We start from the raw sequence: 13,987 nt of genomic DNA, 5'->3' as shown, positions 1-13,987 counted from the left end.
CAAGCGCCACTTTCAATGAATACGACAACTTATTGGTTTTACGGATAAAAAGACCGACGAACGGTTTCCTTGCCGGGTCACAGTCGAGCTTCCTGGCCGCAGAAACAACAAGACCCGGCCGAAGCCGGGTCCTGCTGTGTCCTACGGGCAGAGCGTCAGAACTTAGTTCTGGACGTTCAGCTCGGTACGACGGTTCTTGGCGCGACCTTCCGGGTTGTCCGAACCATCCGGGTTGGTGTTCGGAGCAATCGGACGGCTCTCGCCGTAGCCGATCGGGCCGACCAGGCGACCGGCGTCAACGCCGTTCTTGGTCAGGTAGTTGTACACGGCGGTAGCACGACGCTCCGACAGCTTCTGGTTGTAAGCGTCGGTACCCTTCGAGTCGGTGTGACCGGCAACTTCAACGCGCAGATCCGGGTAACGCTTCAGGATCTCGGTGGCTTCGCTCAGGATCGCCACGGCGTCCGGACGCAGGTTCGACTTGTCGAAGTCGAAGTTGACGCCCTTCAGGTCGATGGAGACCGGAACCGGGCAACCGTCCGGACCGATGGTCTGACCCGGCTGCGAGTTCGGGCACTTGTCGTCGCAGTTGTTGACGCCGTCACCGTCGTCGTCCAGGTCGGCGCAGCTCGGGGCAACCGGAGCCGGAGCCGGAGCAGCCGCGACCGGAGCCGGGCCCAGCGGGATCACGACGCCGACCGAAGCCAGCACGTCGCCGAACCAGCTCTCGTCACGTGCGGCGATGCTCTGGTCGTCGAAGTCAGCGCGGTAGGCCACTTCGGCGCGGACAGCAACACGCTTCTCGAAGGTGGTCTGCAGGCCGACGCCCAGCTTGGCGGCAACATTGCCGTCCTTACGCTGGCGCGGGCCGTTGTTGTCGAGCGCAGCGTACTCTTCTTCCGACTTCTGGTAGCCCAGGCCACCGACGATGTACGGGTTCCAGCCGCGGCCTTCCTTGATGAAGTGGCGACGCAGGTCCAGCGAGACGCCGTACTGCGACCAGTTCAGGTCCTGGTTGCTGTCGAAGTTCGGGTTCTGGTAGTTCAGCTCACCGTCCAGCGACCAGTTCGGGCTGATGAACTTACCCAGGCCCAGGGTCACGAACGGAGCGTCATTGGTCAGACGGTCGCTGTCCTGGAAGTTGAAGCCGGCCGAACCGGTCAGGTACCAGCGGTCATCGAACTCCTGCGCCGAAGCTGCCTGGGCGAAAGCCAGGCCGCCCAGCAGCGCGGCAGTAAGGATCTTCTTGTTCATTGAGTACAGCTCCTATTTCGGGGGTATGAAACCGGTAGAGGCATGGGCCAGCACTAGTGCGTCGATGTTCGACAGCCGATTCAGCACGCCACCGCCGCGAACATTATGCTCAGGCGGGTGAAGGCCATGTTAACAGTCCCGTAACATGTGAAGTGTTGCGCCCGACCGTCCACCGGTCCGACGTTGAAACCCTATACAGGATGATGAAAATCCGCAAGACCCACACGCTGCAAGGGTTTGACGGAGTTTAGGAGCGAGAAGCGACATATTGCGCAACGTGCTGCATCACACAGTTCAGCGCGTTTGAGGAAACGTGAGGAACCTTATGATGGGATCACGAACCCAGCCGGAGCCGTGATGAAAGCCGTCGCCCTGAGTCGTGAATACGCGCCCGCCCTGCGTGATGTCCTGCTGCCGCCGCCGCTGCCTCCTCGCGGCCGCGATCTGCTGGTGCGGATCGAAGCGGTATCGGTCAACCCCGTCGATGGCAAGCAGCGCGCCGCCACCGATCCGGCCACCCTTGAGGTGCCCCGGGTGCTCGGCTGGGACGCAGCCGGCGTGGTCGAAGCCATCGGTGACGAGGCCAGCCTGTTCGCCTCCGGTGACGAGGTCTACTTCGCCGGTGACGTTACCCGACCGGGCTGCAACGCCCAGTACCAGTGGGTTGATGAGCGCTTGGTCGCCCGCAAGCCGACCACGCTCGATTTCGCTGAAGCGGCCGCGCTGCCGCTGACCACCCTCACAGCCTGGGAACTGCTGTTCCAGCGCATGCCGCTGCAGCTCGATGGCCGCCGCCACGTGGGCCAGCACCTGCTGGTGATCGGCGGCGCCGGCGGCGTCGGCTCGATGGCGATCCAGCTCGCACGCCATGCCGGTTTCGAGGTGATCGCCACCGCCTCGCGCGAGGCCTCGATCGACTGGTGCCGACAGATGGGGGCCACGCATGTGATCGACCATCGGCAGCCACTGCAGCCCCAGGTGCAGGCGCTGGGCATCGATGCGGTGCAGGTCGCGCTCAATCTGGCCGACACCGACCACTACTGGGATGAACTGGGCCAGCTGCTGGCACCGCAGGGCCACGTCGGCCTGATCGTCGAGCCGCGGGGTGCGCTGCGCATCGGCGATCCCTACAAGGCCAAATGCATCGGCATCCACTGGGAATTCATGTTCGCGCGTTCGCGCTTCGCCACCGCCGACTGCATCGAACAGCACCGCATCCTCAGCCGTGCGGCCAGCATGATCGATGCCGGCCAGTTGCGTGGCACGCTCAAGGAGACGCTGGGCACGATCAATGCGGCCAACCTGGACATCGCGCAGCAGCGCCTGGCCGGCGGGCGCACGGTAGGCAAGCTGGCGCTGGTCGGCTGGGACGACTGACGGGGTGATGTAGAGCCGAGCCCACGCTCGGCTGCTGTGCCTGCCGCCACCGGCAGAGCACGGGCTCGGCCCTGCACAACCGCCCGCATGCGGGATCGACGCCGCCTGTAGCGCCGGATTGGCCGGCATCTGTATCTATGGATGATGCAGAAACAGCGATACGGTGGAAACAGATCTCCGCCCCCCCCCCCGGACCGCCATGCCCACCGCCCTGCCCTTGCGCCTGCTGCAATTGATCACCGGCCTGTTCCTGTACGGCTTCGGCGCCTCGCTGATGATCCGCGCCGCCATCGGCGTGGCACCCTGGGATGTGCTGTCGCAGGGCATCGCTGCGCAGACGCCGCTGTCATTCGGCCTGGCAACCAATGCCATCGGTGCATTGGTGCTCCTGCTGTGGTGGCCGCTGCGGCAGAAACCGGGCGTCGGCACCGTGCTCAACGTGATGCTGATCGGGCCCTCCGCACAGTTCGGGCTGTGGCTGCTGCCGCCGGCCGTCGGCCTTGGCTGGCAGCTGGCGATGTTCTGTGCCGGCATGCTGCTGGTGGCGCTGGCCACCGGCCTGTACATCGGTGCCCGCCTTGGCCCGGGGCCACGCGATGGCCTGATGACCGGCCTGCATGCCCGTACCGGCTGGCCGATCTGGAAGGTGCGCAGCCTGATCGAAGGCAGCGTCCTGCTGCTGGGCTGGTGCCTGGGCGGCAATGTCGGCCCCGGCACCCTCGCCTTCGCCCTGCTGATCGGTCCGCTGTGCGGAATGACGCTGGGCTGGTTCGGGATCGGTCGGCCCGCTCCGGTTGTGCCGGCCGCTGGCCGGCAACCGCAATCGCCCTGAGTTGACCGGAATGCCGGCCAGCGGCCGGCACTACCAAACCGCCAGACAGCGGCCGGCCCTCGCAAAGAAGCGGCCCTTGCCCCGGCCGCCGTTTCGCGGCACGCTTCGCGCTTCCGTACGCAAGCGTATCGACCATGTCGCCAGCCAACGAAAGCGCCTATCCCCACCTGTTCGCCCCGCTGGACCTGGGCTTCACCCAGCTTCGCAACCGCGTATTGATGGGCTCGATGCACACCGGCCTGGAAGATCGCGCCCGCGACTTCCCGCGGCTGGCGGCCTACTTCGCCGAGCGCGCCGAGGGCGGCGTCGGCCTGATCGTCACCGGCGGCTTCGCGCCCAATGTGGTCGGTTGGCTGAAGCCATTCGGCGGCAAGCTGTCCTGGCCCTGGGAAGTGCGCCCGCACCGCCAGCTCACCGCCGCCGCGCACCAGCACGGCGCGAAGATCTGCCTGCAGCTGCTGCATGCCGGCCGCTATGCCTACCACCCGCTGTCGGTGGCACCGTCGAAGCTGAAGGCACCGATCAACCCGTTCACCCCGCGCGCATTGTCGGCCAGCGGCGTAGAGCGCCATATCGCCGACTATGCTCGCAGCGCCAAGCTGGCCCGCGAGGCCGGCTACGACGGCGTGGAAGTGATGGGCTCGGAGGGCTACCTCATCAACGAGTTCATCGCTCCGCGCACCAACAAGCGCACCGATGCCTGGGGTGGCGACGCGCGCCAGCGCATGCGCTTCGCGGTGGAGATCGTGCGCCGCATCCGCGAGGCCTGCGGCCCGGACTTCATCATCATCTACCGCCTATCACTGGTGGATCTGGTCGACGACGGCAGCGACTGGGACGAGATCGTTCAACAGGCGCAGGCGATCGAGGCGGCTGGCGCAACGATCATCAATTCCGGCATCGGCTGGCACGAAGCGCGCGTTCCAACCATCGCCACCTCGGTGCCGCGCGCGGCCTTTGCCGGTGTCACCGCCAAGCTCAAGCCGCATGTGAAGGTTCCGCTGGTGGCGACCAACCGCATCAACATGCCCGACGTTGCCGAACGCATCCTGGCCGGTGGCGGCGCCGACATGGTGTCGCTGGCACGCCCGCTGCTGGCCGACCCGCAGTGGCCGAACAAGGCCCGTGCCGGCCGCGCGGAGGCGATCAACACCTGCATCGCCTGCAACCAGGCCTGCCTGGACCATGTGTTCGAGAACAAGCTGGCCAGCTGCCTGGTCAATCCGCGCGCCGCCCACGAGACCGAGCTGGTCTATCGTCCCACCGCTGCGCCGAAGAAGGTTGCGGTGGTCGGTGCCGGCCCCGCCGGCCTGGCCTGTGCCACTGTCGCTGCCCAGCGTGGCCACCAGGTCACCCTGTTCGATGCCAATGATGAGATCGGCGGCCAGTTCAACGTGGCCAAGCGCATCCCCGGCAAGGAAGAGTTCCACGAGACCCTGCGCTACTTCCGCCACGCGCTGCAGGAGACCGGCGTACAGCTGTGCCTGGGTACCCGCGCCGACGCTTCCCAACTGGCTGGCTTCGACGAGGTGGTGCTGGCCACCGGCATCACCCCGCGCAAGGTCGATTTCCCCGGTGCCGATCACGCCAAGGTGGTGAGCTATCTGGACGTGCTGCTGGGACGGGTCGAAGTGGGCGCCAATGCGGCGATCATCGGCGCCGGCGGTATCGGCTTCGATGTCGGCGAATTCCTCAGCCACGCCGGTGAATCCCCCTCGCTGGATCCGCAGCGCTGGATGGCCGAATGGGGCGTGGACGCCAGCTTCGAGGCACGCGGCTCGCTGGGCCGGCCCGAGGTCGAGCCGTCACCGCGGCGCCTGTGGCTGCTGCAGCGCAGCCCGGGCAAGCCGGGCGCGCGGCTGGGCAAGACCACCGGCTGGATCCATCGCGCCACGCTGAAGGCCAAGGGCGTGCGCATGCTCGGTGGCGTCGAGTACCTCGGGGTGGACGACGAGGGCCTGCGCATCCGCGTGGACGGCAGCGAACAGCTGCTGCCGGTCGACCATGTGGTGATCTGCGCCGGGCAGGAACCGAACCGCACGCTGCAGGCCGAACTGCAGGCGGCCGGCATCAACGCGCAGCTGATCGGTGGTGCCGACGTGGCCGCCGAACTGGATGCGAAACGCGCCATCGACCAGGGCAGCCGGGTCGCCGCCGCGCTCTGATGACCGCCTGAATGGGGGACGGAATGTGATTTCCGTCACCCCGGTCGAACCTGAATGTCAAGCCGAGCGGTTCACGATGCGTTCGGCTATGCCCCCCTACCTTGCGCCATCTTTCCGCTCACCAGCCAGTTTCCGGTGAGCCGGCGCAGTCCCCACGATCGGTACTGATCGTTTCTTTTGGGGCTGCCCACGGGGCGGCCCCGATGGCCGCCTCCCCATGACGCCAAGTCGTACCCGCCTCCTGTCGCCCCGCGGCCGGAACCGGAGGGTGCGGCCCATACGGAGCAAGGAGTTATATGAAACTGGCCTGGATTCTCTGGTTGTCGCAGTTGTTGCCTCAGCCGGCCGCTGATTCACTGTGTCTGAGCACCACCGTCTACCTGGAAGCCCGCGACCAGACCCTGCGCGGCCAGCAGGCTGTTGCCGAGGTCGCCCTGCGCCGTCTCGACAGTGGCCTGTGGGGCGACTCGATGTGCCAGGTGGTCACCGCGCGCAAGCAGTTCGCACCGACCATCGTCTCCCCCGGCACCCAGCTGGGCAATGACGCGGCGTGGAGCGAAGCGATGAACGTGGCCTTCGACGCCGAGCGCAACTGGGCGCTGCCGGCCGGCGAACGCCGCGAGATCGTGCCCGGTGCCAGCCACTTCGCCGCGCTGTCCATCGCCAGCCCGAACTGGCGCAACGCCTACCAGGTGGCGACCATCGGCGATCACACCTTCTACAAGGTGCAGAACCTCAAGCCGCGGCAGTCGTAACGATCCGTGCTGGCGGCAGCGTTGCCGGCCGCCGCCGGGCTCTGGGATAGTGGGCGTTTCCCGCCCGCATCACCTGGAGTTCCCATGAAGCTGTACAGCAAGCCCGGTGCCTGTTCCACCGCCGACCACATCGCCCTGCAGTGGACCGGCCAGCCGTTCGAGGTTGAACTGCTGAACAAGGACACCCTGAAGGGGCCGGAATTCCTCAAGATCAATCCGGCCGGTGCCGTTCCCGCGCTGGTCGACGGCGACTTCGTGCTGCTGCAGAACGCCGCGATCATGGGCTACATCGCCGACAGCTTCCCGCAGGCCGGCCTCGGCGGTGATGGCAGTCCGCGCCAGCGCGCCGAAGCCACCCGCTGGCTGGCCTTCGTCAATTCCGACGTGCACCCGGCCTTCTCGCCGCTGTTCGCGCCGGGCAAGTTCATCGCCGACGAGAGCCAGTACGACGCGATCCGCGCTGCCGCGCACAAGCGCCTGCGTGGCCTGTTCGAGACCGCCGACAGGCAGCTGGCCGACAAGCCATGGCTGGCCGGCTTCCGCAGCTTCGCCGATCCGTACTTCTACATCACCCTGCGCTGGGCCGCCGGTGCCAAGGTTGATCTGTCCGGCCTGGACAACCTGGCCGCCTACAAGGCACGCATGGACGCCGATGCCGGCGTGCAGGCCGCGCTGAAGGCCGAAGGCCTGGCCTGAGGATGACCCCGGGGTCAGAGCCGTTCGCGTGGCGAACGGATCTGACCCCACTGCCTTCCGGACGCGGGGTCGGATCCGCCTGTACCGCAGGCGGCTCTGACCCCATCCGTTGCATTCTCACACTCAGCCGATCTGGCGGATCACTTCGCCCTTGGCATCGCGCAGACAGGTCGGCACCACGTCGATGCGCAGCGCCTCCGTCAACGGGTAGATGCCACGTTCGGCACGCACGCCGGCCAGGGCCCGCAGCCCCGCCTCGTCCAGCGCCCAGCGCGCGCTGTCCGCCGACAGTTCGCCCACGTCGCCATGCCCGGCTGGAATGAACGCCCATTGCCGCTCGCGACTGACCAGTTCCAGCGACTTTCCGTGGCACAGGCGCAGCGGCAGCAGTTCGCACACGCTGGCGACCTGGCCCGCGCCGAGCACCAGCGTAGTGACGCCGGCCTCCTGCCGCCAGTCCAACGTCTCGATGAACAGCATGCCGGTGCTGGAGCCCTCGCGCTCGCTGCCGGCCCTCACCCGTGCGGCCAATGCCGGATCTTCCAGCAGGTTGCGGCGATGCAGGTCGCTGATCCACAGCGGCATCGCTGGCTGCAGTGCCTGCAGCACGCCACGCGTCGACCAGCGCTTGACCGCCTCCATCTCCTCATCGGTCAGCCCGACCAGCTGCAGGAACTGCAGGTGGCCATTGGCGGTGTCGCGTGCCGGCAACTGCGGGTCGGCAATGAAGGCCAGGTGGCACAACCGCGTGTCGGTCTCCAGTGCGATCGGGCCGTTGGCATTGAGGTGGTGGCCATCCTCGAATGCATTCCCACTGCCGAACACATAGCGCGCCAGGTTCTGCAACAGGTTCATCGGCCACACCGGCGGCGTGCTGTCGGCGTTCTCAGCGGCTTCAGCGGCGAGACGGAACGTCAGCTCGAAACCATAGCCGCTGGCGGCGGCATCACTGCTCTCCTTGGCATACAGCTCGGAGAAACCGTAGGTGATGTAGTGCCAATGCGGAACCGGCGCATCCGCCCAGTACACGCTGATGCCATCCAGCGGGTCCTGGCCGCCGAGCGTGTAGGGAAGCGCGGTGCCGTAGTGTCGCGGCTCCTGCCCGGCATACAGCGGCGCCAGCGCCGCATTGATCGCGTCCCAGCCGGGGGTGTCGGTGTCATCGTGGTCGTCCTGCACGCGGGACTCCTTGTGGGGAAATGAACCGATCACTTTACGCGGTGGCTCAGGCCTGCACGACCTCTTTGCCAGCGTTCACCACGGCGGCCTGGGTTTCCTGCCACCAGCGCTGGGCCAGCGCCGGGCTGCGCGCCTTGCCCACCGCCGCCAGCAGTTCCGGGCACAGGCGTTCCAGCGCCAGCGCATCGGTGCAGCGTTCGATCTTCAACTGCATGAAGTAGCCCTTCAGCCCCAGGTGGCGCCGCACCGCCTCGCTCATCGCGTCGTACAACTGCTGGTACAGGGCCGGGTCCTGTTCGCGGCCGGTGCTGATGCCACGCGCCGGAGCGGCCTCCACGCTCCCGCCAATCACCTCGATCAGTCCCTGTGCGGCCAGCTGCTCCAGTGCATCCGGAGGTGCGCGCAGGCCATCGAACAGGCCGCGCAGTTCGGTGTCATCGCGATGGCCATCGACCATCAGCAGGATTGAACGCAGTGCCGCCGGCAGGCGCCGGCCACGGTCTTCGATTTCCTGACGGCCAGCAGCCGTCTTGGCGTGCAGCAATGCCATTGCCTCCCCCTCCCTTGATGCACCATGCCAGCGTGCCGTGTGCGGGCACGCCCCCCTGATTGCCATCCCCGGGCGGCGCGCGCATTCCCCGGCGCGCACCGCGTGTTGCAGGTCGATGACAGGCCGAGCTTAGCGCAAGTGCCGCGGGCAGTGCCGGCCGCTGGCCGGCGATCTCGGGATTGATGGCAATGCCGGCCAGCGGCCGGCACTACCCGGTCAGCGGCCCAGCGCCCGGCGGATCTCCTCCAGCGCGCCAGGGTCGTCCAGCGTCGACAGGTCGCCCGGGTCGCGCTGCTCGGCCAACGCCTGCAACGAGCGCCGCAGCAGCTTGCCCGAACGGGTCTTGGGCAGCGCGTTGACCACGTGCACGTGCGCCGGGCGCGCCACCGCACCGAGCGAGGTGGTCACCGTCGCCATCATCTCGGCCACCACCGGCGCCGGATCCTCGCCCTCAAGCCCCTGCTTGAGGGTGACGAACACCAGCGGCACCTGCCCCTTCAGCTCGTCCTTGACCCCGATCACGGCAGCCTCGGCCACGCGCGGATGGCTGGAGATGGCCTCCTCGATCTCGCGCGTGCCCAGGCGGTGCCCGGCCACGTTGATCACATCGTCGGTACGGCCGAGGATGAAGGTATAGCCATCGTCATCGCGGATCGCCCAGTCCAGCGAGCTGTACAGCAGTTCCTTGAAGTGGCTGAAGTAGCTCTGCAGGAAACGGCTGTCGTCGTTCCACACCGTGCTCATGCAACCCGGCGGCAAGGGCGGCGACACCACCAGCACGCCCTTCTGCCCCGGTGCCACCTCCTCTCCGGTGTTCTCGTCGATCACCTTCATCCGATAGCCGAGATTGGGGAAGCCCGGTGAACCGAAGCGCACCGGCTTCATCTCCAGGCCCGGCAGCAGGGTCAGTGCCGGCCAGCCGGTTTCGGTCTGCCAGTAGTTGTCGATGATCGGCTTGCCCAGCGCTTCGCTGATCCAGTGCGCGGTGGGTTCGTCCAGCGGCTCGCCGGCCAGGAACAGGTACTTCAGGGCGCGCAGGTCGTGGCGATGGATGAAGTCCGCGTCGTGCTTCTTCAGCACGCGGATGGCGGTGGGTGAGGAGAACATGGTGCGCACGTTGTACTGCTCGCACAGCGCCCACCAGATGCCCGGGTCCGGATTCGTCGGCAACCCTTCGTACAGCAGCGACGTGCAGCCGCCGATCAAGGGCCCGTACACATTGTAGGAATGGCCTACCGCCCAGCCGACATCGGAGGTGGAGAACATCACCTGCCCCGGCTTGCAGTCGAACACGGTCTCCATCGACTGCGCCATCGCCACCGCGTAGCCACCCACGTCGCGCTGCACGCCCTTCGGCTTGCCGGTGGTGCCGGAGGTATACAGCAGATAGCTCGGCTCGCTCGCTTCCAGCCACTGCACCGGCACATCGACTTCACCAACCTGTGCGCGCAGCGCGGCGTACTCCACGTCGCGACCCGGCACGCGCGGTTCGGCGGCATCCAGCCCACGCGAGACGATCAGCACGTGTGGCGGAGGCGACGCCGCTTCGGCGCAGGCGGCGTCGACCATCGGCTTGTACGGAATCAGCTTGCCACCGCGCATGCCGGCATCGGCGGCGATCAGCAGCCTGGGTTTGGCGTCGTCGATGCGCAGTGCCAGGTTGTGCGCGGCGAAGCCACCGAACACCACCGAATGCACCGCGCCGATGCGCGCGCAGGCCAGCATCGCGAACACGGCTTCGGCCATGTTCGGCATGTAGATCACCACACGGTCACCGTGGCCGACGCCGAGGTGCTTGAGCACGGCGGCGAAGTCGTTCACTTCGCGATACAGCTGGCGATAGGTGATCTCGCGGGTGCTGTGGGTTTCGGTGGAAATGGCGACCAGCGCGAGCTGGTCGGCGCGCTCGGCCAGGTGGCGGTCGACGGCGTTGTAGCAGAGATTGGTTTCGCCGCCAACGAACCAGCGCCGGAACGGCGGGTTGCTGTAGTCGAGCACCTGCTGCGGCGGTTTGTGCCAATGGATGCGCTTGGCTTCCTCGCCCCAGAAGGCCTCCGGCTCGTCGATCGAGCGACGGTAGGTTTCCTCGTAGTTCATGACGCAGCCCTCCCAGACAAAGTCATGGGTTCGAGGATAGTCCGGCGCTGGCGCGCGGGCCGCCCTACCTTGGTAGGGGGTGGGTTTTTCATGCAGGGCTGCGCCCTGCACCTGCAGAGGCCGAAGCCGAAGCCGAAGCAACAGCAGAAGCTGGCTTACTTGGGGATGGCGGGGTGGGTCCGGTGGCGGGAGACGCCGTAAACCCGTCCGTGGGGGCTTGGCCGCGGCATCCATGCCGCGGACACTCCCGCCACCGGACCCACTCCGCCTTCGACAGATTCCGCGATCTGTCGGAACACGGGGTCGGATCCCAGATTCAGTATTCAATTCGATATCTGACAGAAAAATCGTGTCGACCAAGGTCGACACCTACCAACACCAACAGCGACAGCCGTTACCAACCGCCGCAGGAATCTGTCGGGGGTGGGGCGGTGTGGGTTGGCAGGACCGTTGGCGCCATGGATGGCGCCATCGAGCCCCCATGGATGGGTTTACGACGTGTCCTGCCAACCCACACCGCCCCGCCCAGCAAGCAGAAGACCAGAGCCGCCTTGGCCTTTGACGTTGCTCCGGTTCGTAGCAGGTGCAGGGCTGCAAGCCCTGCCGAACCCCTAGAACGGAGCCGCAGACTCGAACGCGAGCGCCTCGCCCGTCAGCGGATGCGTGAACCGCAGGCTGCGTGCATGCAGATGCACGCGCTGCGCCGGTGCCGCGTCATACAGCACGTCGCCAACAATCGGATGGCCAATACTGGCCATGTGCAACCGCAGCTGATGGCTGCGGCCGGTGATCGGCTCCAACGCCACGCGCGTGCGCCGCGCTTCAACATCGCGCACCAGCACGCGCCAACGCGTCAGCGCCGGCTTGCCGCGCTCATGGTCGACCATCTGCTTCGGCCGGTTCGGCCAGTCAACGATCAACGGCAGGTCCACTTCGCCGGCATCGCTTTCGATCACACCCTGCACGACGGCTTCATACCGCTTGCCAACCTGGCGCTGCTCGAACTGCATCGACAACACCGCCTGCATGTCCTTGCCACGCGCATGCAGCAGCAGCCCGGAAGTCACCTGGTCCAGGCGGTGCACGGTCAACGCATCCGGGTACAGCGCCTGCAGGCGCGCGACGACGCAGTCCTGGTTCTCGGCGCTGCGGCCGGGCACGGACAGCAGGCCGGCGGGCTTTTCAGCCACCAGCAGCGCGTCGTCGATGTAGTGCAGATGGATCATCCGGCTCTGTATCCGTCCAAACAAAAACGGGGAAGCCGGAGCTTCCCCGTTTTCTGCGTACCGACCAGCGGTCGGTACCTACCTCGATGGGAAAGTACCGGCCCACGGTCGGTACCTGCCTTGATGCAAGACGTACCGTCCGGAGCCGGTACCGCCTGCATCAGCCCAGCAGGTGGGCGACGCCGGCGCGCTCTTCTTCCAGCTCGGCCAGGGTCTTGTCGATGTACTTCTGGCTGAAGTCGTCGATCGGCAGATCCTTGACCAGGGTGTACTTTCCGTTCTCGGTGGTCACCGCGAAACCGAAGATCACGCCTTCCGGAATGCCGTAGGAACCGTCGGACGGCACGCCCATCGTGACCCACTTGCCGTTGCTGCCCAGCACCCAGTCACGCACGTGGTCGATGGCGGCATTGGCGGCCGAAGCTGCCGAGGACGAGCCGCGGGCTTCGATGATCGCCGCGCCGCGCTTGCCGACGGTCGGGATGAAGGTGTTGGCGTTCCACTCCTGGTCGTTGATCGCATCGGCGATCGACGCACCGTCGGCGGTGGCGAAACGGTAGTCCGGGTACATGGTCGGGCTGTGGTTGCCCCACACCACCAGCTTCTCCATGCCACCGACCGGCTTGCCAAGCTTGGCTGACAGCTGGCTCAGCGCGCGGTTGTGGTCCAGGCGCAGCATGGCGGTGAAGTTCTCCGGCTTCAGGTCCGGGGCCGACTTCATCGCGATGTAGGCATTGGTGTTGGCCGGGTTGCCGACCACCAGCACCTTCACGTCACGGCTGGCGACCTTGTTCAGCGCGGCGCCCTGGGCGGTGAAGATCTTGGCGTTCTCCAGCAGCAGGTCCTTGCGCTCCATGCCCGGGCCACGCGGACGTGCGCCGACCAGCAGGGCAATGTCGGCGTCCTTGAACGCGACTTCGGCGTCATCGGTGCCGACCATGCCGGCCAGCAGCGGGAACGCGCAGTCTTCCAGCTCCATCATCACGCCCTTCAGGGCGGCCTGGGCCTTGTCGACCGGCAGTTCCAGCAACTGCAGGATGACCGGCTGGTCCTTGCCCAGCATTTCGCCGGAGGCGATGCGGAACAGCAGGGCATAACCGATCTGGCCGGCGGCGCCGGTCACGGCAACACGAACGGGTGCTTTCATGGGGGTTTCCTCTTGCTTGCAAGCGTTTGATGGGACGCCGCGGACATGGCCACGCAGGCCGGGCGGGCGGCGGGGAACAGGGAAACGGCCACCCGTGGGTGGCCGTTTCGAAGGGGGTCAGGCGGCGAGGTGCTTGTTCCACTCCGCGACGCGGTCGGCCTGGGCGGCCAGCACGGCGTCGACGTCGCCTTCCAGGGTGATCGAATGGATCACGTCGCCCTGCTTGACCGAATCGACGATGGCCTGGCCTTCCAGGACCTTGCCGAAGACGGTGTGGCGGCCGTCCAGCCAATCGGTCTTGATGTGGGTGATGAAGAACTGGCTGCCGTTGGTGTTCGGGCCGGCGTTGGCCATCGACAGCGAGCCGACCTCGTGCTTCACGCCATTCTTCTCGTCTTCGAACTTGTAGCCCGGGCCGCCGGTGCCACGACCCTGCGGGCAGCCGCCCTGGATCATGAAGTCGGCGATCACGCGATGGAAGATCAGCCCGTCATAGAAGCCGTGCTTGACCAGGTTCACGAAGTTGGCCACGGTCAGCGGCGCCTTGTCGGCGAACAGCTCGACCTTGATCGGGCCCTGGGTGGTGTCGAAAGTGGCGATGAGGGACATGAAGATCCTTGGTGCAAAGGGGAATGCGTCTAGCCACCTAGTTTACACCTGCCTCGTGGCGGCGGTGCCTTCGACCATCGGTGGAGCCCCCGCCTTCAGC

12 protein-coding genes are annotated in these 13,987 nt (G+C 66.6%); 5 read left to right on the top strand and 7 right to left on the bottom strand.

Features of this window, described 5'->3' with window-relative positions; all coding sequences use genetic code 11:
* Positions 1 to 162: 162 nt before the first annotated feature.
* Positions 163 to 1,254, bottom strand: coding sequence for an OmpA family protein (locus tag KXV01_RS18210; protein WP_049416163.1), 1,092 nt, complete (start codon positions 1,252 to 1,254; stop codon positions 163 to 165).
* A gap of 357 nt (positions 1,255 to 1,611) precedes the next feature.
* Between KXV01_RS18210 and KXV01_RS18205 the strand changes: the two genes are divergently transcribed.
* The 5 genes from KXV01_RS18205 (at position 1,612) to KXV01_RS18185 (ending at position 7,079) form a co-directional block, all read left to right on the top strand.
* Complete coding sequence (locus tag KXV01_RS18205; protein ID WP_263468000.1) at positions 1,612 to 2,631, top strand: zinc-binding alcohol dehydrogenase family protein; 1,020 nt, start codon at positions 1,612 to 1,614, stop codon at positions 2,629 to 2,631.
* Between the two features lie 199 nt (positions 2,632 to 2,830).
* Entirely contained in the window at positions 2,831 to 3,463 is a 633-nt protein-coding gene (locus KXV01_RS18200; protein WP_049416156.1) for a membrane protein, read from the top strand.
* Positions 3,464 to 3,597: 134 nt separating this feature from the next.
* Positions 3,598 to 5,628, top strand: coding sequence for an NADPH-dependent 2,4-dienoyl-CoA reductase (locus tag KXV01_RS18195; RefSeq protein WP_263467999.1), 2,031 nt, complete (start codon positions 3,598 to 3,600; stop codon positions 5,626 to 5,628).
* Between the two features lie 296 nt (positions 5,629 to 5,924).
* Complete coding sequence (locus KXV01_RS18190; RefSeq protein ID WP_004154513.1) at positions 5,925 to 6,383, top strand: cell wall hydrolase; 459 nt, start codon at positions 5,925 to 5,927, stop codon at positions 6,381 to 6,383.
* A gap of 84 nt (positions 6,384 to 6,467) precedes the next feature.
* Positions 6,468 to 7,079 (top strand): glutathione S-transferase N-terminal domain-containing protein, encoded by a 612-nt coding sequence (locus KXV01_RS18185; RefSeq protein ID WP_049416149.1) that lies wholly within the window; start codon positions 6,468 to 6,470, stop codon positions 7,077 to 7,079.
* A gap of 123 nt (positions 7,080 to 7,202) precedes the next feature.
* Here KXV01_RS18185 and KXV01_RS18180 read toward each other — a convergent pair whose 3' ends face one another.
* The 6 genes from KXV01_RS18180 to KXV01_RS18155 form a co-directional block, all read right to left on the bottom strand.
* Positions 7,203 to 8,258, bottom strand: a complete 1,056-nt coding sequence (locus tag KXV01_RS18180) for a suppressor of fused domain protein (RefSeq protein ID WP_134709910.1) — start codon at positions 8,256 to 8,258, stop codon at positions 7,203 to 7,205.
* A gap of 46 nt (positions 8,259 to 8,304) precedes the next feature.
* Positions 8,305 to 8,808: a hypothetical protein gene (locus KXV01_RS18175; RefSeq protein WP_049438383.1), complete on the bottom strand. Its 504-nt coding sequence runs from the start codon at positions 8,806 to 8,808 to the stop codon at positions 8,305 to 8,307.
* Positions 8,809 to 9,024: 216 nt separating this feature from the next.
* Positions 9,025 to 10,905, bottom strand: coding sequence for a propionate--CoA ligase (gene prpE / locus KXV01_RS18170; RefSeq protein WP_049416143.1), 1,881 nt, complete (start codon positions 10,903 to 10,905; stop codon positions 9,025 to 9,027).
* 611 nt (positions 10,906 to 11,516) lie between these two features.
* Positions 11,517 to 12,131: an RluA family pseudouridine synthase gene (locus tag KXV01_RS18165; RefSeq protein WP_263467998.1), complete on the bottom strand. Its 615-nt coding sequence runs from the start codon at positions 12,129 to 12,131 to the stop codon at positions 11,517 to 11,519.
* A 160-nt stretch (positions 12,132 to 12,291) separates the two neighbouring features.
* A complete protein-coding gene (locus tag KXV01_RS18160; RefSeq protein ID WP_005415428.1) occupies positions 12,292 to 13,278 on the bottom strand; it encodes a malate dehydrogenase in 987 nt (328 codons plus the stop codon).
* Positions 13,279 to 13,395: 117 nt separating this feature from the next.
* Positions 13,396 to 13,887 carry a peptidylprolyl isomerase gene (locus KXV01_RS18155; RefSeq protein WP_005408225.1) on the bottom strand — a complete coding sequence of 164 codons (492 nt, stop codon included), beginning with the start codon at positions 13,885 to 13,887 and terminating at the stop codon, positions 13,396 to 13,398.
* Between the last annotated feature and the right edge of the window lie 100 nt (positions 13,888 to 13,987).

This window comes from Stenotrophomonas sp. Ps181, from assembly GCF_025697425.1.
GTDB classification, from domain to species: domain Bacteria; phylum Pseudomonadota; class Gammaproteobacteria; order Xanthomonadales; family Xanthomonadaceae; genus Stenotrophomonas; species Stenotrophomonas sepilia.
The sequence above is the reverse complement of the archived record's forward strand: the minus strand, read 5'-3'. Positions and strand labels throughout refer to the sequence as shown.